This is a genomic window from Streptomyces sp. NBC_00443, from assembly GCF_036014175.1.
In the GTDB taxonomy this organism is placed as follows: Bacteria; Actinomycetota; Actinomycetes; order Streptomycetales; family Streptomycetaceae; genus Streptomyces.
The window spans coordinates 7,637,506-7,657,163 of the sequence record NZ_CP107917.1; the positions used below are offsets into that span (position 1 = coordinate 7,637,506).

Consider the following 19,658-nt stretch of genomic DNA (forward strand, 5'->3'; position numbering starts at 1 on the left):
GAGGATCAAGCAGAGGTGACGTAGCGCGTCAGCTGCCGGCGGTCCACCCCGGGACCGTCGGCAGTACCTTCTCGGCGACCCGCAGCAGCACGGCGTCATCCGGCACTTTGCCGTCCGAACGCCACAGGGTCACGTCGAAGGATCCGCCGCCGTCCTTCGCGTCCTGGGCAACCATGAGGGCGCGCAGCGGGACGCCGGTACCGGCGTCGGCGGCGCCCCCGTCGAGGCGGAACTCGATCCTGATGGTCCGGTCCGAGTACAGCACCGCCGGACGGCCCAGCACCGTACGCTGCTCCCCCTCCCCGAGCAGCTCGTGGGACCCGGCCACGGGGAGGTCGTCGTCGTTGCCGAACGCGGTCTTGGCGGTCTCTGCCGGTGTGCCCAGCAACTCCGCGAGATCGTGGCGCAGCAGTGCCTTGCACAGCTACTTTCCGTTAACCCGCCCGCCCCCACCTGCCGTGATCCCCTGATGTTTGCCGGGGGACACTAGATCACGGGCATGTCCTGGACAAAGCTGGTTTTCCCCGCCCCCTTCGGGAGCGGGTCGCCGTGAAGCGTGATTGCATAAAACTGCGGCGAAACGTATAGTCATGCCATCTAGGAGGAGGAGTCCATGGCGGTACGTGCGGCAGTGGCCGGAGCGAGTGGGTACGCGGGCGGGGAACTGCTGCGTCTGCTCCTGGCGCACCCCGAGGTCGAGATAGGGACCCTGACCGGGCACTCGAACGCGGGCCAGCGGCTGGGTGCGCTGCAACCGCACCTGCTGCCCCTCGCCGACCGCGTGCTCCAGGAGACCACCCCCGAGGTCCTCGCCGGGCATGACGTCGTCTTCCTCGCGCTGCCGCACGGTCAGTCCGCCGCCGTCGCCGAGCAACTCGGCCCGGATGTGCTGGTCGTCGACATGGGCGCCGACTTCCGGCTGAAGGACGCGGGCGACTGGGAGACGTTCTACGGCTCCCCGCACGCCGGCACCTGGCCGTACGGCCTTCCCGAGCTGCCGGGCGGCCGCGCCGCCCTGGAGGGGTCCAGGCGCATCGCGGTACCCGGCTGCTACCCGACCGCCGTCTCGCTCGCCCTCTTCCCGGCCTACACCGCAGGCCTCGCCGAACCCGAAGCCGTGATCGTCGCCGCCTCCGGCACGTCCGGCGCGGGCAAGGCGCTCAAGCCCCACCTGCTGGGCAGCGAGGTCATGGGCTCCATGTCGCCGTACGGCGTCGGCGGCGGGCACCGGCACACGCCCGAGATGATCCAGAACCTCAGCGCGGCGGCGGGGGAGCGGGTCTCCGTCTCCTTCACGCCGACCCTCGCCCCGATGCCCCGCGGCATCCTCGCCACATGCACCGCGAAGGCGAAGAACGGGGTGACCGGCGAGTCCGTCCGCGCCGCCTACGACAAGGCCCTCGCTGACGAGCCCTTCGTCCACCTCCTCCCCGAGGGGCAGTGGCCCGCCACGGCGTCCGTCTACGGTTCGAACGCCGTTCAGGTGCAGGTCGCATTCGACGCCGCCGCGAACCGCATCATCGCGATCAGCGCCATCGACAACCTGACCAAGGGCACGGCCGGTGGTGCCGTCCAGAGCATGAACATCGCCCTCGGGTTTCACGAGAACACCGGGCTTTCCACGATCGGAGTCGCACCGTGAGCGTCACGGCCGCAAAGGGATTCACGGCGGCGGGCATCGCCGCCGGGATCAAGGAGAACGGCAACCCGGACCTGGCCCTCGTGGTCAACACCGGGCCCCGCCGTGCCGCCGCCGGTGTCTTCACCTCCAACCGTGTGAAGGCAGCGCCGGTGCTGTGGTCCGAGCAGGTGCTGAAGGGCGGCCAGGTGTCCGCCGTCGTCCTCAACTCGGGCGGCGCCAACGCCTGTACCGGCCCCAAGGGCTTCCAGGACACCCACGCCACCGCCGAGAAGGCCGCCGAGGTGCTCGGCCGGGGCGCCATCGAGGTCGCCGTCTGCTCGACCGGTCTGATCGGCGTCCTGCTGCCCATGGACAAGCTGCTCCCCGGCGTCGAGACCGCCGCGGCCCAGCTCTCCGAGCACGGCGGCGAGAAGGCGGCCATCGCCATCAAGACCACCGACACCGTCCACAAGACGTCCGTCGTGACCAAGGACGGCTGGACCGTGGGCGGGATGGCCAAGGGCGCCGGCATGCTCGCGCCCGGCCTCGCCACCATGCTCGTCGTCCTCACCACCGACGCCGCCCTCGACAGCGAGGTACTGGACAAGGCGCTCCGCGCGGCCACGCGCACGACCTTCGACCGCGTCGACTCCGACGGCTGCATGTCCACCAACGACACCGTGCTGCTGCTCGCCTCCGGGGCGGCCGACGTCACCCCGGAGTACGAGGAGTTCGCCGAGGCCGTACGGACCGTCTGTGACGACCTCGGTCAGCAGCTGATCCGGGACGCCGAGGGCGCCAGCAAGGACATCAAGATCGAGGTCGTCAACGCCGCGACCGAGGACGACGCCGTCGAGGTGGGCCGCTCCATCGCCCGCAACAACCTCCTCAAGTGCGCCCTCCACGGCGAGGACCCCAACTGGGGCCGGGTGCTCTCCGCAATCGGCACGACGGGCGCCGCCTTCGAGCCGGACCAGCTGAACGTCGCCATCAACGGCGTCTGGGTGTGCAAGAACGGCGGCGTCGGCGAGGACCGCGAGAAGGTCGACATGCGCTACCGCGAGGTGCACATCGTCGCCGACCTCGCCGCCGGATCCGAGACCGCCACCATCTGGACCAACGACCTCACCGCCGACTACGTCCACGAGAACAGCGCCTACTCCTCATGACCAACACACCCGCGCGCAAGCACACCGCGCTCCCCAAGGCCCAGATCCTCATCGAGGCGCTGCCCTGGCTGGTCCGGCACAACGGCAAGACCGTCGTCATCAAGTTCGGCGGCAACGCCATGATCGACGAGGAGCTGAAGTCCGCCTTCGCCCAGGACGTCGTCTTCCTGCACCACGCCGGCCTCAAGCCGGTCGTCGTGCACGGCGGCGGCCCGCAGATCAGCGCCGCCCTCGACAAGCACGGCATCGTCAGCGAGTTCAAGGCAGGACTCCGGGTCACCACCGAGGACGCCATGGACGTCGTACGGATGGTGCTGGCCGGACACGTCCAGCGTGAACTGGTCGGGCTGCTCAACCAGCACGGACCGCTGGCCGTCGGCCTGACCGGCGAGGACGCGCACACCATCACCGCCACCCGGCACCAGCCCGAGATCGACGGCGAACTCGTCGACATCGGCCGGGTGGGCGAGATCACCGACATCGACACGGGCGCGATCGAGGCGCTGCTGGCCGACGGCCGGATCCCGGTCGTCTCGTCGATCGCCCGGAGCCAGGACGACGGACATGTCTACAACGTCAATGCTGATACGGCGGCTGCGGCACTCGCTGCTGCGCTGGGCGCCGAAACCCTCATGGTCCTCACCGACGTCGAGGGCCTCTACGAGGACTGGCCCCACTCCGACGAGGTGATCAGCCGCCTCACCGCCTCCCAGTTGGAGAAGCTGCTGCCGGAGTTGAGCTCCGGCATGGTGCCGAAGATGGAGGGCTGCCTGCACGCGGTCCGGGGCGGCGTGACCACCGCCCGTGTCATCGACGGCCGGGTCCAGCACTCGATCCTGCTGGAGATCTTCACCGACGAGGGCATCGGCACGATGGTCGTGGCGGACGCCGAAGAGGGGGATGCCGAATGACCGGCAATCAGGAGCTCACCCAGCGCTGGCAGGGCTCGCTCATGAACAACTACGGCACCCCGCGGCTGCCCCTCGTCCGCGGTGCCGGCCTCAAGGTCTGGGACACCGAGGGCCGGCAGTACCTCGACTTCGTCGGCGGCATCGCCACCAACGCGCTCGGCCACGCCCACCCGGCGATCGTGGAGGCCGTGAGCAAGCAGGTCGCCTCGCTCGGCCACATCTCCAACTTCTTCATGGCCGAGCCGACCGTCGCCCTCGCCGAGCGGCTGCTCCAGCTATTCGGCCGGGACGGCAAGGTCTTCTTCTGCAACTCCGGCGCCGAAGCCAACGAGGCCGCGTTCAAGATCGGCCGGCTGACCGGGCGGACCCACATGGTCGCCACCGACGGCGGCTTCCACGGCCGGACCATGGGCGCCCTCGCGCTCACCGGCCAGCCCGCCAAGCAGCAGCCGTTCCTGCCGCTGCCCGGCGACGTCACGCACGTGCCGTACGGGGACGCGCAGGCCTTGGCCGCCGCGGTCACCGAGGAGACCGCCCTCGTGATCATCGAGCCGGTCCAGGGCGAGAACGGGGTCGTCGTGCCGCCCGCCGGCTATCTCAAGGCGGCCCGGGCCATCACGGCCGCGACCGGCTCGCTGCTGGTGCTGGACGAGGTGCAGACCGGCGTCGGCCGGTCGGGACACTGGTTCGCGTACCAGGCCCACGAGGGCGTGCTGCCCGACGTGGTCACCCTCGCCAAGCAGCTCGGCGGCGGGCTGCCGCTGGGCGCGACCGTCGCGTTCGGGCGGGCCGCGGAGCTGCTGCAGCCCGGCCAGCACGGGACGACGTTCGGCGGGAACCCGGTCGCGTGTGCCGCCGGTCTCGCCGTGCTGGACACCATCGCGAACGACGGGTTGCTGGAGAACGTCAAGCGGCAGAGCGAGAAGTTGCGGGACGGGATCGAGGCGCTGGGCCACCCGTTGATCGGTTATGTCCGGGGCGCGGGACTGCTCCTGGGTATCGTGCTCACCGAGCCGCACGCCGCCAAGGTGCAGCAGGTGGCTCAGGACGCCGGTTTCCTGGTGAACGCGCCCGCCCCCGATGTCGTACGGCTCATGCCGCCGCTGAACCTCGGTGACGACGAAGTGGAGGCGCTTCTTCAGGCCCTTCCCGGCATCCTGGACCAGGCCAACGGGGACGGATCCGGAGAATGAGACGACGATGAGTCAGGCGCAGGACCACGGGCACAACGAGGCGAACGGGGCCGTCGGGCCTGCCGTGCCGCAGACCCGCACCGCACGCCACCGCCGGATCGTGGACATCCTCAACCGGCAGCCCGTGCGCTCGCAGAGTCAGCTGGCGAAGCTGCTGTCGGACGACGGGCTGAGCGTCACTCAGGCGACGCTCTCCCGGGATCTGGACGAGCTCAACGCGGTGAAGATCCGCAACAACGACGGTGACCTGATCTACGCGGTGCCGAGCGAGGGGGGCTTTCGCACTCCTCGGGCGCCGCTCGGGGAGTCGGCGAAGGAGGAGCGGATGCGGCGGTTGTCGCAGGAGCTGCTCATCTCCGCGGAGGCCTCTGCGAATCTCGTGGTCCTGCGTACCCCTCCGGGGGCCGCGCAGTTTCTGGCCTCGGCCATCGATCAGGCCGAGCTGCAGGACATCCTGGGGACGATCGCCGGTGACGATACGTTGCTGCTGATCAGCCGGAACCCCACGGGGGGTCAGGCCCTGGCCGATCATCTGCTGCGGTTGGCTCAGAACGGGCACTGATCGCCGTAGGGGCTGTGGCTGCGCCTCGGCCGCGCGTGGTACGTGGCTTGTCGCGCAGCCCCCCGCGCCCCTTCAGGGCGCTGCACTCAGCCCAGTCGGGATGCGAGGCCGTCCGTGCACCGGACCTCGTCGCCTGCCGTGATCAGGAGTGCCTCTACGTCCGGCAAGGACTCCAGCCAGCGCAGCCCCTGCCGCGAACCCATCGCGAAAGCCGCCGTCGCCCAGCAGTCCGCCCAGGTCAGGCTCGGTGCCACCACCGTCACCGCCACCAGGTCGGTCACCGCTGAGTGGCCCGTGCCGGGGTCGACGATGTGGGCGCCCCGTTCCGCGGTGCCCGAGGTGGCGACGGCCAGTTCGGACGCGCCGGCGGCCGAGACGACTGCCGCGAGGCCGCCGGGGCGGAGCGGGTCGGACACGCCCACCCGCCAGGGGCGCTCGGGGCCCGGCACGCCCAGGAGCTGGACGTCGCCGCCGCCGTTGAGGCTGACGCCGGTGACGCCGGGGACGTCGGCGAGGCGGCGGGCCGCGCGTTCGGCGGACCAGCCCTTGACGATGCCGGTCGGGTCGAGCCGGCCCTCGTACCTCGTGCTGAACCAGCCCTCGCTGAGCCGTTCCGCCTCGGCGCCCAGCTCCAGCACCTCGGCGACCTCCGGATCGCACTCCTCGACGGTCAGCTCACCGCGCGCCAGCCGGGAGATCTGGCTGTCGTCGCGGTAGGTGCTGAACACCTCGTCGACCCGGTGCAGTCCGGCGACCGCCTCTCCCAGCGCCGCCTGCACGGCACCGGGGTCCCCGCCGCGGACGTCGAAGGAGAAGACCGTCCCCATGACCTCCTCCGCATGACGCACCGCGGCGGGAGCTTCTGCCGGTTCCGCCACCGTGTCAGCCACCGGCCTGATCCAGGGCCGACTGGAGGGATTCCTTGTAGCCGGCGCTGGTGTAGGTGGCGCCGGAGACGGCGTCGATGTCGGCGGTTCCGGTGGCTACGGCGGCTTGGTTGAGTTTGGGTACGGCGTTGGCGGTGACCTGGTCGCTCTGGCCGCCCTTGGGTGCCTGGACGGCTTCGGCCTTGGTGATCTTTCCGCCGGCGACGGTGACACGGACCTGGACCGCGCCGTACTGGGTCTGGGAGACGCTGCCGGTGACCGTGCGCGCCTCAGCGGCGCCGCCGCCCGAACCCTCGGAGCCGGAGCCCTGCGACGAGTCGGAGCTCGCCTGAGCCTTGTCGAGGGCCGACTGGAGGGATTCCTTGTAGCCGGCGCTGGTGTAGGTGGCGCCGGAGACGGCGTCGATGTCGGCGGTTCCGGTGGCTACGGCGGCTTGGTTGAGTTTGGGTACGGCGTTGGCGGTGACCTGGTCGCTCTGGCCGCCCTTGGGTGCCTGGACGGCTTCGGCCTTGGTGATCTTTCCGCCGGCGACGGTGACACGGACCTGGACCGCGCCGTACTGGGTCTGGACGGCGTCGCCGGTGACGGTGGCGGCCTGGGCGGAGCCGCCCGAGCCCTGGGAGCCGGCGCTCGCGTTCGCCTTGTCGATCGCCGACTGGACGGACTTCTTGTAGCCGTTGCTGGTGTACGTCGCCCCGGACACGGCGTCGACGTTCGCGCTCTGCGCGGTGACCACCGCCTGGTTGAGCTTGGGTACCGCGTTCGCGGTGATCTGGTCGCTCTGGCCGCCCTTGGGGGCCTGGACGGCTTCGGCCTTGGTGATCTTTCCGTTGGCGACGGTCAGCCGCACCTGCACGGCCCCGTACTGGGTCTGCGCCGCGTCACCGGTGACCGTGCCGGACGCCGCCTGGGCGCCGCCCTGGGCCGAGGCCGCCGGCGGTGCGCCGACGCCCGCCGCCTGCGCGGAGCCCGGGTCGGTCGCCGGCTTCAGCGACCGCAGCAGCACGATCCCGGACACGGTGGCGGCGCCGGCCAGCACAACGCGGCGGATCGGGTGACTCTTCCTCATCGCTCCTACAGCTCCTGAAGTTGGAAGTCCCGTCGCTCACATCTCGAACGACTCGTGATGGATGCGGCGGGCGGGCACACCCGCGCCGCGTAGTGCTTCGTAGACGGACTGCGCGAAGCCGGCCGGCCCGCACATGAACACGTCGTGCTTGTCGATGTCGGGCAGCTTCTGCTGCAACCGCTCGGCCGAGATGTCGGGCCGCTCCCCGTCCGGGCTGTTGACCGCGTACATCAGCCGGGCGCCGCGCTCGTCGGCGATCTTGGAGAGCTCGTCCCAGAGCGCCAGGTCCTGGGTGCTGTTGGCCCGGTAGAGCAGGGTGATGTCGCCGGACGCGCCCGGCAGCGTCTCGAACAGGGCCCGCATCGGGGTGATGCCGACCCCGCCGGCGACCAGCAGCACCTTGCCGCGGCTGCGCCGCTGGGCGGTCAGCGCGCCGTACGGCCCTTCGGCCCACACCTTGGTGCCGGGCTTCAGGTCACGCAGCCGCGACGTGTGGTCGCCGATCGCCTTGACCGTGATCCGCAGCATGTCGGGGCGGGGCGCCGCCGACAGTGAGTAAGGGTGGGAGCTGAACCGCATCCCGGGCGCCTTGAACCGCCACCGGAAGAACTGCCCGGCCTCCGCCCCGATCCGGTGCAGCTTGCGCCCGCCGATCAGCACGGACACGATGCCCGGCGTCTCCTCGATGACCGCCTCGACATACATCCGGTGCCGCAGGTTGAGGCGGATCGGCGTGAGGATCCGGTACCAGACCACCAGCGCGGTGACCACGCCGTACAACCCGTACCAGAAGGTCTTCGCGGCGGGCTCGACGGCGAACTCGTTACCGGTGGAGATCTGGTGCCAGAACGTCAGGTACACCGCGGCGTACGTCAGCAGGTGCACGTGGTACCAGGTGTCGTACGGGATGCGGCGGCGGATGCCCCCGATCGAGATGAACGCGATGAAGAACAGCAGCCCGGTGCCGATCGCCGCCTTGCCCATGTCCGGCAGCGTGTTGACCGAGTCGATCGTCTGCTGGACGACGTCGCCGAGCGTCTTGCCGGCCTGGAGCGCGTATCCCCACATGATGAGGAAGACGTGCGCGAGGACCAGGCAGATCGTGTAGCGCCCGCTCATCGCGTGCCAGCGCGCGACCCGGTCCGAGCCCACCCGTCGCTCCAGCGCGGGCACCCGGGCCATCTGGAGCACCACGAGCGCCATCAGATAGCCGGCGAGCAGGCCGGTGATCCGCCCCGCGGCGATGATCTTGGCCGTGTTGTCCGCGAGGGACGGCGTGTTGTCCCACCACAGCCACAGCACCGCCGCCGCGCCCGCCCATAGGGCGATCACCAGCGGGACGGCCGGGGAGCGGCGCGGGCGGATGCGGCGCATCGTCTGGCGGCGAGCGGCACGGCCGCCTGCGAGCGTGGTGGTCACGGTTCCTCCGGGGACGCGAGCAAGGGGGTGGTGATGGGCGTGGTCCCTTGGCCCAGAGGTACGTGCGGGGAGGTCCGTGTGTTCAGTGGTGCTTGCTCAGTAACGGGTGATTGCCGTGGCCCCGCTCGCCGTCCCGATCGCAATGTGCGGCTTCCGCCCCGGATCCGCCCACTTGAGGATCCGCTTCATCGCGCTCTCGGACACCGACACACAACCGGCCGTCGCCGTACGCCCCTTCACATGGAGGAAGATGCCGGCGCCGCGACCCTTCACGGGGCGTTCGTAGTTGAAGGCGATGACGAGCGCGTGGGCGTACAGCGCGCCGTAGGAGACCAGGTGCTCGGACTCGGCGGCACGGCAGTCGCGGGCCAACGGCTCGCTCCAGCGGTTGTAGACGCGGGAGCCGTTGTCCTGGCACCACCACGAGTCCTGGTGCACACGCCGGTAGGTGTACGCCGTGCCGCGCGGCGCCGCCTTGATGCCGAAGGCGTACGGCAACCCGTACAGCCCCGTCGGTGTCGTGTTCGTGCCCTGCTTGCGTCTGGTCCCCTCGACGAGCCCCTTCGCCCCGAAACGGGCCGGCGCCGAACCGGCCCTCACCCACTTCCCGCCGACCCGGTCCCACCAGGTGACCGTGCCCGACGTCGCCCCCTTCCTCGGCGCGACGGCGGTGATCAGCTGGGTGCCGCCCCCGGTGTCGGCCATGCGTGCGGGCAGCGGCTCGGGCGTTCCGGCGCCGGGTGCGGCGCCGAGCACGAGGAGGGACGCGGACGCGAGGGCTACGACACTGGGGCGCATGGCTCAGACGCTAGACGGCGGGAGCGGCAACGGCAGCCCGGGTAGGCCGTCCAGGCTGGTCGCGATGTACTCCTTCTTGCTGAAGTACGCGCTCAGCGAGTCGTCGTCCTCCCGCGCGAACCGCTTGCCGTGCAGGTCGCGGTCCTCGTCGTACGTCATCAGGGGCACCGCGTACCCGCACGAGTCGCGAATGACGTCGGCCCGGACCACGATGATGGCGCGCAGCCCGTGCAGGGACGGGTCGATGTCGGGAAAGTGCCCGAGCAGCTCCTTGAACCGCGGGTCGTCGCGGAAGACGGCCTCACCGCGGCCGTGGACACGGACGATGTTCGGCGGGCCCTGGAAGGCGCACCACATCAGGGTGATCCGGCCGTTCTCCCGCAGATGCGCGACGGTCTCGGCGTTGGAGCCGGCGAAGTCGAGGTAGGCGACGGTCAGTTCGTCGAGGATCACGAAGGAACCCTTGAGTCCCTTGGGGGAGAGGTTGACCGTGCCGTCGGCGGACAGGGGAGCGGTCGCGGTGAAGAAGAGGGGCTGCTCCTCGATGAAGGTCCGCAGCCTGCCGTCTATGCGTTCGTAAGTTTTTCCCACGTCAACCGAGTATGGACGCGGGTCGTTCGTCTGTCTAAGGAATTGCGTGATCCGTGTGGAGTCACCATGGCCGCCCCGGCCGGCGTGCCAACGGGGCGGCCATGGCTGCCTGTCACGTCACTGGGTGAGCGAGCAGGCGGCGAAGGCCTCCAGTCCTTCCGGCTTTGCGGCCGTGCGGCCGATGGAGGTCTCGATGCGGTTGAGGGCGGCGACGCGCTTGTCTTCCAGGGGGCCGAGGATGGCGTTCTGGACGAAGTTGGGTCCGCCCTGGCCGACGGTGTCGACGAGGCGCTGGTTGGCTTCCTGGATCTGGGTCTGGAGCTGGGCGAGGTTGCGGTCGACCTCGGCCTGCGCGGACGCGGGGATCGCGGGCAGCTCGCCGGTCACGTCCGGGCAGCTGATCGTGCCGACCCCGGCGTTCCCGGCCTCGCCCGCGGCGTCACCGGCATCCTCGCCCGCGGCACCGCCGGCCTCCTCCGTGGCGGCACCGCCCGGGGTGGCCCCGGCCTCCTCACCGGCGCCGGCTTCCGCGCCCGCCCCGGCCTCCTCGCCTGCGCCCGCTTCCGCACCGGCGTCAGCCTCCTCGCCCGCGCCCGCACCGCCCTCGGCGTTGAGCGTGCAGGCGGCGAACGCCTCCAGCCCCTCGGGCTTTGCGGCCGTGCGGCCGATGGAGGTCTCGATGCGGTTGAGGGCGGCGACGCGCTTGTCTTCCAGGGGGCCGAGGATGGCGTTCTGGACGAAGTTGGGTCCGCCCTGGCCGACGGTGTCGACGAGGCGCTGGTTGGCTTCCTGGATCTGGGTCTGGAGCTGGGCGAGGTTGCGGTCGACCTCGGCCTGCGCCGATGCGGGGATCGCGGGCAGTTCGCCGGTCACGTCCGGGCAGCTGATCGTGCCGGGGCCGGCCAGCGTCCGGGCGTTGGTGCCGGCGCTCTTCGAGGACGATGTCGTCTCCCCGGCCAGGGCGAAACCGGCGATCACCGTGCCGGACAGCGCCACCGCGGCGGCGCCGCCGACGAACGCGACGCGACGCTTGTTGTACTTCGGAAGAGCCCTGGACATGCGGATGCCTCACTCGGGTTCGGGGGTGTCTTCTTCTTCACGAACTTCTTTACAAACGCGGCGCCTGCGTTCGGCGAGAGGTACGGGTAAGCGGTTTCCCGCGTTCAAAGGGAGCCCGAAATTTCCGCGCACGCCGACTGAGATTGACGAATCATGCAGAGGTCCGCATACTCATGCAACAGCCTGTCGTCGAGCATTCCCGCTCAGCGTCCGTCGCGGGCAGAGCCTGACGTCGACCCGGCGCAACGCCGACCAACCCTCCCGAGGAGCAACGCAATTGAGCAGCAACAGCGGTGACGTCCGGCTCTGGGGCGGCCGTTTCGCCGACGGCCCCGCCGAGGCACTGGCCAAGCTGTCCGCATCCGTCCACTTCGACTGGCGGCTGGCGCCGTACGACATCGCCGGTTCGCGTGCCCACGCGCGCGTGCTGCACAAGGCGGGGCTGCTCACGCAGGACGAGCTGACCCGGATGACCGCCGGGCTGGACCAGCTCGAGGCGGACGTGGCCGACGGCTCCTTCGTGGGCACGATCGCCGACGAGGACGTCCACACCGCCCTGGAGCGCGGCCTGCTGGAGCGCCTCGGCCCGGACCTCGGCGGCAAGCTGCGCGCCGGCCGGTCGAGGAACGACCAGGTGGCGACGCTGTTCCGGATGTATCTGCGCGACCACGCCCGCATCATCGGCGGCCTGATCGCCGACCTCCAGGACGCCCTGATCGGCCTCGCCGAGGCCCACCCGGACGTGGCGATGCCCGGCCGCACCCACCTCCAGCACGCCCAGCCGGTGCTCTTCGCCCACCATGTGCTGGCCCACGTCCAGTCGCTGTCCCGGGACGCCGAGCGGCTGCGCCAGTGGGACGAGCGGACGGCGGTCTCGCCGTACGGCTCGGGCGCCCTCGCGGGCTCGTCCCTCGGGCTCGACCCGGAGGCGGTGGCCAAGGACCTCGGCTTCGAGCACGGGTCCGCCGCCAACTCCATCGACGGCACGGCCTCCCGTGACTTCGTCGCTGAGTTCGCCTTCATCACCGCGATGATCGGCGTGAACCTCTCCCGGATCGCCGAGGAGATCATCATCTGGAACACGAAGGAGTTCTCCTTCGTGACCCTGCACGACGCGTTCTCCACGGGCTCGTCGATCATGCCGCAGAAGAAGAACCCGGACATCGCGGAGCTGGCGCGCGGCAAGAGCGGCCGCCTGATCGGCAACCTGACGGGTCTGCTCGCCACGCTCAAGGCCCTGCCCCTCGCCTACAACCGTGACCTCCAGGAGGACAAGGAGCCCGTCTTCGACTCCTGCGACCAGCTGGAGGTCCTGCTCCCCGCCTTCACCGGCATGATGGCCACCCTCACCGTCAACCGCGAGCGCATGGAGGAACTGGCCCCGGCCGGCTTCTCCCTCGCCACCGACATCGCCGAGTGGCTGGTCAAGCAGGGCGTCCCCTTCCGGGTGGCCCACGAGGTCGCGGGCGAGTGCGTCAAGGTCGCCGAGGCGGACGGCAAGGAACTGGACGACCTGACGGACGACCAGTTCGCGAAGATCTCCGCCCACCTCACGCCGGAGGTGCGCTCGGTGCTGAACGTGCCGGGAGCGCTGGCTTCAAGGAACGGCCGTGGGGGTACCGCCCCGAGCGCGGTGGCCATCCAGCTGGCCGAGGTGAAGACGGACGTGGCCGAGCAGCACAACTGGGCAACGGCTCGACAGCAGGCCTGAAGGGGCGCGGGGCTGTGTCGATGTGCGGCTCCGCCGCGCGGGCGCGACAAGCCACGACGATCCCGCACCCGCCAAAGCACCGCACGAACCGAGCTCTGAGGCGTTAGTCGAAGGTCATCGCGGGTTACGTTGTTCGGAAGCCGTACCGGACCCGACCGAACGGAGCCCGCGATGCCCTTCGCCCGACTGGCCACAGCAACAACCCCCACCTGCCACATCGGACTGGGCCTCGCCGCCGTCGGCCGCCCCGGCTACATCAACCTCGGCCGGGACGAGGACCTCGGAGAGAACCGAAGCGCCGAAGCGCTGCGCACCCGTACCCACGAACTCCTCGACGCCGCCTACGCCCAGGGCGTCCGCTACTTCGACGTGGCCCGCTCCTACGGCCGTTCCGAGGAGTTCCTGGCCGACTGGCTGAAGGCCCGCACCGACCTCGACGACATCGTCGTAGGCAGCAAATGGGGCTACACGTACACCGCCGACTGGACCACCGACGCCGACAAGCACGAGGTCAAGGACCACGGCCTGAAGACGTACGAGCGTCAGCGCGCCGAGACCGGCGCCCTGCTCGGCGACCGGCTCGACCTCTACCAGATCCACTCGGTGACCCCGGACAGCCCTGCCCTCACCGACAAGGACCTGCACGCCAGGCTGGCCGAAGCGGCCGCCCAGGGCCTCACCGTCGGCTTCTCCACCAGCGGCCCCGCCCAGGCCGAGGCGATCCGCGCCGCCCTCGCCGTGACGGTCGACGGTGAGCCCCTCTTCCAGACCGTCCAGTCGACGTACAACGCCCTGGAGACCTCGGCCGAACCCGCCCTCGCCCAGGCTCACGACGCCGGGCTCACGGTGATCGTCAAGGAGGGCATGGCCAACGGGCGGCTCGCTGACCCGTATGCGCCCGACGCGCTGAAGGCCGTGGCCGAGGAGACGTCCCTCGGGTGTGACGCCGTCGCCCTCGCGCTGGTCCTGCGCCGACCCTGGGCCGGCGTGGTCCTCTCCGGCGCCGCGACGACCGTACAGCTCGCGTCCAACCTGCACGCCGCCGTCGTCGATCTCGACGAGGGGCAGCTGGAGAAGCTGACCGCGCTGGTGGAGGAGCCGGGCGCGTACTGGGAGCGGCGCGGGCAGCTGCCCTGGCACTGAGACGCATACGAGCAGACGGCCATGAGCTTCGCATGCCTTGAATGAGACAATGATGTCTCATATGGGTTATGGTTGTCTCATGGCCGTCGATCGTGACCACGTACTCCGCAGTGCCGCCGCACTGCTGACCCGCAAATCCACCGCGACCATGGACGAGGTCGCCAAGGCCGCCGGGATCAGCCGCGCCACACTGCACCGGCAGTTCGCCGGACGGGACGCGCTCGTCCGGGCGCTGGAGTCGCTGGGCATCGCGGAGTGCGAGGCCGCGGTGGACTCGGCGCGGCTGGACGAGGGTGCGGCGAGTGACGCCGTACGACGTCTCGTCCGCGGGATCGAGCCCGCCGCCGGACTTCTGGCCTTCCTCTACACCGAGAACCAGCTGTTCGAGGGCGAGGAGGTGGACGAGGGCTGGTCCCGGATCGACGCCCGGATCGCCGCGCTGTTCCGGCGCGGACAGGACAACGGCGAGTTCCGGATCGACCTCACGCCCACGTGGCTCACCGAGGCTCTGTTCGGGCTGCTCGCCTCCGGCGCCTGGGTCGTGCAGAGCGGCAAGGTCGCGGCCAACGACTTCCACCACATGATCGTCGAGCTGTTGCTCGGCGGCGCGCTCAGAAGAGAGGAATCATGACCAGCACCCTGCAGTCGGCGACCACGACCGAGGCGGTGACCAAGCGCCCCGGTCGTTGGCTCGCGCTGTCCGTCCTCGTCCTCGCCGTGCTGCTGGTGGCCGTGGACGCGACCGTCCTCGGCCTCGCGACCCCCTACATCAGCGAGGACCTGAAGCCCTCCGGCACCCAGCTGCTGTGGATAGGCGACGTCTACTCCTTCGTCATCGCCGGTCTGCTGGTGTCGATGGGCAGCCTCGGCGACCGCATAGGCCGCAAGCGGATCCTGCTCGTCGGCGCCACGGCGTTCGGTGCGGTGTCCGTGCTCAACGCCTATGCGACGACACCGGAGATGATGATCGTCGCCCGGGCCCTGCTCGGTGTCGCCGGCGCCACCCTGATGCCGGCCACGCTCGCCCTGATCCGCAACCTCTTCCACGACCCGCGCGAGCGCAGCCTCGCCATCGGTATCTGGGGCGCGACCGCCTCTGCCGGTACGGCCGTCGGCCCGATCGTCGGTGGCTTCCTGCTCGAACACTTCTGGTGGGGCTCGGTCTTCCTGATCAACCTGCCCGTGATGGCGGTCCTCGTCGTCGTCGGCATCAAGCTGCTGCCCGAGTCGCGCAACCCGAACCCCGGTCCCTGGGACATGATCAGCGTCGTCCTGTCCCTCGTCGGCATGATCGGTGTCGTCTACGCCGTCAAGGAGGCGGCCGCGGTCGGCTTCACCTGGATCATGGTCGCCGCGGGCCTGCTGGGTGCTGCCGCGCTGTACGGCTTCGTGCGCCGCCAGCTCACCCTGCCGGCCCCGCTGCTGGACATGCGGCTGTTCCGTCACCGCGGCTTCAGCGGCGCGGTGCTGGCCGACCTGCTGACCATCCTCGGCCTGTCCGGCCTGGTGTTCTTCCTCTCCCAGTTCCTGCAACTCGTGCAGGGCAGGGGGCCGTTCGAGGCGGGCCTCGCCGAGCTGCCCGCCGCGATCGGCGCGGTCGTCGCCGGCCTGATCGCCGGTCGCGTGGCCCGCCGCTACTCGGTACGGGCCGTCGTCTCCGGCGGCCTCGCGGCCATCGGCCTCGCCCTGGCCGTGCTCACGGTCATCGACCGCTCGACCGGCTACCCCCTGCTGGGCGCCGCCCTGCTGGTGGTCGGCGTCGGCGCGGGCTTCTCCTTCACGGTGACGTCGGACGTGATCCTCTCCAGCGTCCCGAAGGAGCAGGCGGGCGCGGCGTCGGCGGTGTCGGAGACGGCGTACGAGTTGGGTGCCGCTCTGGGTATCGCGGTGCTGGGCTCGATCGTGACGGGCGTCTACCGGGACTTCACGGGCCCGGCGGGCACTCCGGCGGAAGCGCACGAGTCACTGGGCGGTGCGGTGGAAGCGGCGTCGGGAATGCCGGCGCAGACGTCCGAGGTGATGCTGGACGCCGCCCGGAGTTCCTTCGTCGACGGTCTCGCCCTCGCAGCGGGAGCCGGAGCGGCCGTACTGCTCGCCGCGGCGGTGGCAGCGTGGTTCCTCCTCCGCGGCCAACGGCTGGACAACGCCGCCTGAGACCTTGAGCGACCCGCTTGCTCCATGAAGGGGCGCGGGGCTGTCTCCGATTGGCGGCTGCCCCGCGTGGCCGGGACCGCCACATCAAACGCGCAGCCGATGACAGCTCGTGGCCCGCTCAGCCTCGGGGCCGCTGAGTCGCGGGAATGGCGGCGCCGATGTTCCTTCAGGGGCCGTGAGGCTGTGTCTGATTGGCGGCTGCCCCGCGTGGCCGGGACCCGCCACATCAAACGCGCAGCCGATGACAGTTCGCGGCCCGCTCAGCCTCGGGGCCGCTGAGTCGCGGGAATGGCGGCGCCGATGTCCCTTCAGGGGCGTGAGGCTGTGTCTGATTGGCGGCTGCCCCGCGTGGCCGGGACCCGCCACATCGGCCCCGCAGCCGAAGACAGGCCGCGGCCTCCTCAACTTAAAGGCCGCCGAGCCGCGGGAATGCCGGCGCCGACGTCCGTCCCTTCAGGGGCGCGGGGAACTGCGCGACCAGCCCCCACGCACCCGCACCCGAGAACAACGCCCAGCCCCCGAACTCCCAGCCGCCGAACCAGCGGAGCTACGCCGCTTCCTTCGCCTTGCTCGCGTACATGTCCACGTACTCCTGCCCGGACAGCCGCATGACCTCGGCCATCACGGAGTCGGTCACCGCCCGCAGCACGTACCGGTCCCGGTCCATCCCCTCGTACCGCGAGAACTCCATCGCCTCGCCGAAGCGGACCGTGACCTTGCGCGGCCGGGGCATTCCCGCCCCACCCGGCTGGATCTTGTCCGTGCCGATCATCGCGAACGGAACGACTGGCGCCCCGGTCATCAGCGTCAGGCGTGCGATGCCGGTGCGCCCCCGGTACAGCCGTCCGTCGGGGGAGCGCGTGCCCTCGGGGTAGATCCCGAAGACGTTGCCCTCCTCCAGGATGCGGCGCCCGGTCATCAGGGCGGCCACGCCGCCGCGGCCGCCGTCACGGTCGACGGGGATCATGCCGACGCCGGTGAAAAACCAGGCCATCAGCCGGCCCTTGACACCCTTGCCGGTGACGTACTCGTCCTTGCCGATGAACAGGACCTGACGGTCGCAGACCAGCGGCAGGATCATCGAGTCGATGAACGTGAGGTGGTTGCCGGCCAGGATGACCGGACCGTCGCCCGGGATGTGCTCCGCGCCCTCCACCTGTGGGCGGAACATCAGGCGCATGATCGGTCCGAGCACTGCCTTGATGAGCGCGAAGCGGGACAACGGGCCCTCCGGTGTCAAGGGATTCGGTATAAGTCTGTGCAGGTGAGGACGATACTCGCGGTTCCCCGGGTCCCGCACATCGGGTGGGCCGACTTCACCTACGCCTTACGCACTGTTGACCCACGTTTACCTGCGGTGGCGCGCCGAGAACGGCACGTAACGCGTTCGCCATGATGTGACGGACATCGCCCCGAGGGCCTATCGGACGCGTTCCCCGGACGGCCGCAGGCATTCCGACGGGCCGTCATCTCTCCATTCCGGTACGACATTCAGCATCACCCGCGAGTTCCGCCGCAGGTCTCCCATCCGTCATGGACACGCACCTACGATCGGCCCGCACTGAAATGGGCGGACGGTCAGGAGGGCCCTCATGGGAACCCAGGAGAACGAGCAGACGGGCGTCACCGGACGGCGGATGCTTCTCGGCGCGGCTGTGCTCGGCGCGGGCGGAGCGGTCCTCGGACTGTCCGGTACGGCGAGAGCGGCCGAGGCCGGGCACGGCGGCTCGGGCGGCGGCCTGAAGAGCCTGCCCAAGCCGACGATCATCGGCCACCGCGGTGCCAGCGGCTACCGGCCCGAGCACACCCTCGGCTCCTACCAGCTGGCCCTCGACATGGGCGCCGACATCATCGAGGCCGGCGACCTGGTGCCCACCAAGGACGGCCACCTCGTCTGCCGGCACGAGCCGGAGATCGGCGGCACGACCGACGTCGCGGACCATCCCGAGTTCGCCGACCGCAAGAAGACCAAGTCCCTCGACGGCGTCGCCACCACCGGCTGGTTCACCGAGGACTTCACCCTCGCCGAGCTGAAGACCCTGCGCGCGACCGAGCGCATCCCGGCCAACCGCCCGCACAACACCCTCTACAACGGCCGCTGGGAGATCCCCACGTTCGAAGAGGTGCTGCGCTGGCAGGACGAGCAGAGCCGTAAGCGCGGCAAGCAGGTCTGGATCTACCCCGAGCTCAAGCACCCCACCTACTTCCGCAAGCAGGGCCTCGCCCTGGAGGAGCGGGTCGCCAAGGTGCTGCACAAGTACGGCAAGGACCGGCGGAACTCGCCCGTCATCCTCCAGTCCTTCGAGCCGACCAGCATCCAGCGGCTGAACAAGCTCGTCGACAACCCGCTGGTCGTCCTGCTCTCCGGCGCGACCACCCGCCCCTGGGACTTCGTCGAGACAGGTGACCCGCGCACGGTCGCCGACCTGATCAAGCCGGCGGGCCTCAGGGAGATCGCCTCCTACGCCCAGGGCATCGGCCCGACCCTGGACCTGGTCATCCCGAAGGACGCGAACGGCAACCTCACTCAGGCCACCACGCTGGTCGCAGACGCGCACAAGGTCGGGCTGATCCTGCACCCCTACACGATGCGCAACGAGAACCCCTTCCTGCCGACGAGCTTCCGCAAGGGCACCGATGCGGACGTCTACGGTGACGTCTTCGGCGCCTACAAGGTGTACTTCGCGACCGGCATCGACGGCGTCTTCACCGACAACCCCGACACGGGCCTGCTGGCCCGCGAGGACTTCGTCAACGGCTGAGACCCGAGCCCCGGTTGGGGTGACTGTCAGCCGCCCGGGCAACCCCGCGCCCGGGCGGCTGCGTCGTGCCGCATATGACGGACGACCTGGTTGCCGCCCTGCGCCCGCTGCTCCTCGCCGAGGCCTTCGCCGAGGCACCTGCCTCCGGAGCGGAGCCGGGCGACCTGGAACAGGCGGTCTGGCTCCGCCTCCTGGAACGCCTCGACTCCGACGGCCCGCCCGTGGACCCGCCGGTCTGGCTGCGCAGGGCCGTCCGCGCCGAGGCCCGCCGAAGCCGCCGTACGACACGCCATGAACGGCCGTACGAGCACGAGCCCGCCGCCGACACCGACCGCCACGACCCCGAACACCTCGCCCTCGCGGCCGCACGCCACCGCGACCTGCGCGACGCGGTGCGCCGCCTCCCCGGCCGCTGCCCCCGTCTCGTCGAGGCTCTGCTCTCCCCGAACGACCTGACATACCGGGAAATCGCGGGGGAGTTGGGTATCTCACAGGGCAGTCTCGGCCCGGAACGTTCCAGATGCCTGGGATGTCTGCGTCGAATGCTCACGCCGGAGGTTGCGGCCCGCGGAGCGCGGGGATAGGAGTGAGGGACGACAGGCGATCAGG

General features: G+C 70.4%; 19 protein-coding genes. 11 read left to right on the top strand and 8 right to left on the bottom strand.

Annotated elements, in window-relative coordinates; translation table 11 throughout:
* Positions 1-28: 28 nt before the first annotated feature.
* Positions 29-424 (bottom strand): DUF6215 domain-containing protein, encoded by a 396-nt coding sequence (locus OHO27_RS34745; protein ID WP_328430642.1) that lies wholly within the window; start codon positions 422-424, stop codon positions 29-31.
* A 189-nt stretch (positions 425-613) separates the two neighbouring features.
* On the opposite strand from OHO27_RS34745, the gene argC reads away from it, so the two are divergent.
* Genes argC through OHO27_RS34770 form a run of 5 tightly spaced genes read left to right on the top strand, consistent with a single transcriptional unit; the run spans position 614 to position 5,456 of the window.
* Entirely contained in the window at positions 614-1,642 is a 1,029-nt protein-coding gene (gene argC, locus OHO27_RS34750; RefSeq protein ID WP_328428912.1) for an N-acetyl-gamma-glutamyl-phosphate reductase, read from the top strand.
* On the top strand, positions 1,639-2,790 hold the full coding sequence (gene argJ / locus OHO27_RS34755; protein ID WP_328428913.1) for a bifunctional glutamate N-acetyltransferase/amino-acid acetyltransferase ArgJ: 1,152 nt from the start codon (positions 1,639-1,641) through the stop codon (positions 2,788-2,790). Before argC ends, argJ begins: the two co-directional genes overlap by 4 nt.
* Entirely contained in the window at positions 2,787-3,701 is a 915-nt protein-coding gene (gene argB, locus OHO27_RS34760) for an acetylglutamate kinase (RefSeq protein WP_328428914.1), read from the top strand. The genes argJ and argB overlap by 4 nt, the downstream gene beginning before the upstream one ends.
* On the top strand, positions 3,698-4,894 hold the full coding sequence (locus OHO27_RS34765; protein ID WP_328428915.1) for an acetylornithine transaminase: 1,197 nt from the start codon (positions 3,698-3,700) through the stop codon (positions 4,892-4,894). Before argB ends, OHO27_RS34765 begins: the two co-directional genes overlap by 4 nt.
* Before the next feature lie 7 nt (positions 4,895-4,901).
* Complete coding sequence (locus OHO27_RS34770) at positions 4,902-5,456, top strand: arginine repressor (protein ID WP_328428916.1); 555 nt, start codon at positions 4,902-4,904, stop codon at positions 5,454-5,456.
* Positions 5,457-5,542: 86 nt separating this feature from the next.
* Here the strand turns inward: OHO27_RS34770 and OHO27_RS34775 are convergent, their stop codons facing one another.
* From OHO27_RS34775 to OHO27_RS34800, 6 genes are all read right to left on the bottom strand, one after another.
* Positions 5,543-6,283 carry an FAD:protein FMN transferase gene (locus OHO27_RS34775; RefSeq protein WP_328428917.1) on the bottom strand — a complete coding sequence of 247 codons (741 nt, stop codon included), beginning with the start codon at positions 6,281-6,283 and terminating at the stop codon, positions 5,543-5,545.
* A gap of 55 nt (positions 6,284-6,338) precedes the next feature.
* The gene (locus tag OHO27_RS34780) at positions 6,339-7,412 is read right to left on the bottom strand and encodes an FMN-binding protein (protein WP_328428918.1); all 1,074 of its coding nucleotides are present in this window, start codon (positions 7,410-7,412) and stop codon (positions 6,339-6,341) included.
* Between the two features lie 36 nt (positions 7,413-7,448).
* On the bottom strand, positions 7,449-8,831 hold the full coding sequence (locus tag OHO27_RS34785; protein ID WP_328428919.1) for a ferredoxin reductase family protein: 1,383 nt from the start codon (positions 8,829-8,831) through the stop codon (positions 7,449-7,451).
* 96 nt (positions 8,832-8,927) lie between these two features.
* Positions 8,928-9,629, bottom strand: coding sequence for a L,D-transpeptidase family protein (locus OHO27_RS34790; RefSeq protein WP_328428920.1), 702 nt, complete (start codon positions 9,627-9,629; stop codon positions 8,928-8,930).
* Between the two features lie 3 nt (positions 9,630-9,632).
* Positions 9,633-10,220: a pyridoxamine 5'-phosphate oxidase family protein gene (locus tag OHO27_RS34795; RefSeq protein ID WP_328428921.1), complete on the bottom strand. Its 588-nt coding sequence runs from the start codon at positions 10,218-10,220 to the stop codon at positions 9,633-9,635.
* Between the two features lie 117 nt (positions 10,221-10,337).
* A complete protein-coding gene (locus OHO27_RS34800; RefSeq protein ID WP_328428922.1) occupies positions 10,338-11,279 on the bottom strand; it encodes a hypothetical protein in 942 nt (313 codons plus the stop codon).
* 277 nt (positions 11,280-11,556) lie between these two features.
* Here OHO27_RS34800 and argH point away from each other — a divergent pair, with 277 nt between their 5' ends.
* From argH to OHO27_RS34820, 4 genes are all read left to right on the top strand, one after another.
* Positions 11,557-12,990 carry an argininosuccinate lyase gene (argH, locus tag OHO27_RS34805; protein ID WP_328428923.1) on the top strand — a complete coding sequence of 478 codons (1,434 nt, stop codon included), beginning with the start codon at positions 11,557-11,559 and terminating at the stop codon, positions 12,988-12,990.
* A 171-nt stretch (positions 12,991-13,161) separates the two neighbouring features.
* A complete protein-coding gene (locus tag OHO27_RS34810; protein ID WP_328428924.1) occupies positions 13,162-14,133 on the top strand; it encodes an aldo/keto reductase in 972 nt (323 codons plus the stop codon).
* Between the two features lie 79 nt (positions 14,134-14,212).
* Positions 14,213-14,764, top strand: coding sequence for a TetR/AcrR family transcriptional regulator (locus OHO27_RS34815; protein WP_328428925.1), 552 nt, complete (start codon positions 14,213-14,215; stop codon positions 14,762-14,764).
* Entirely contained in the window at positions 14,761-16,287 is a 1,527-nt protein-coding gene (locus OHO27_RS34820) for an MFS transporter (RefSeq protein WP_328428926.1), read from the top strand. Before OHO27_RS34815 ends, OHO27_RS34820 begins: the two co-directional genes overlap by 4 nt.
* A 547-nt stretch (positions 16,288-16,834) precedes the next feature.
* Here the strand turns inward: OHO27_RS34820 and OHO27_RS34825 are convergent.
* Complete coding sequence (locus OHO27_RS34825; RefSeq protein WP_328428927.1) at positions 16,835-17,509, bottom strand: lysophospholipid acyltransferase family protein; 675 nt, start codon at positions 17,507-17,509, stop codon at positions 16,835-16,837.
* Between the two features lie 370 nt (positions 17,510-17,879).
* On the opposite strand from OHO27_RS34825, the gene OHO27_RS34830 reads away from it, so the two are divergent.
* Positions 17,880-19,049: a glycerophosphodiester phosphodiesterase gene (locus tag OHO27_RS34830; protein WP_328428928.1), complete on the top strand. Its 1,170-nt coding sequence runs from the start codon at positions 17,880-17,882 to the stop codon at positions 19,047-19,049.
* Between the two features lie 74 nt (positions 19,050-19,123).
* On the top strand, positions 19,124-19,633 hold the full coding sequence (locus OHO27_RS34835) for a sigma-70 family RNA polymerase sigma factor (protein WP_328428929.1): 510 nt from the start codon (positions 19,124-19,126) through the stop codon (positions 19,631-19,633).
* Positions 19,634-19,658 lie beyond the last annotated feature (25 nt).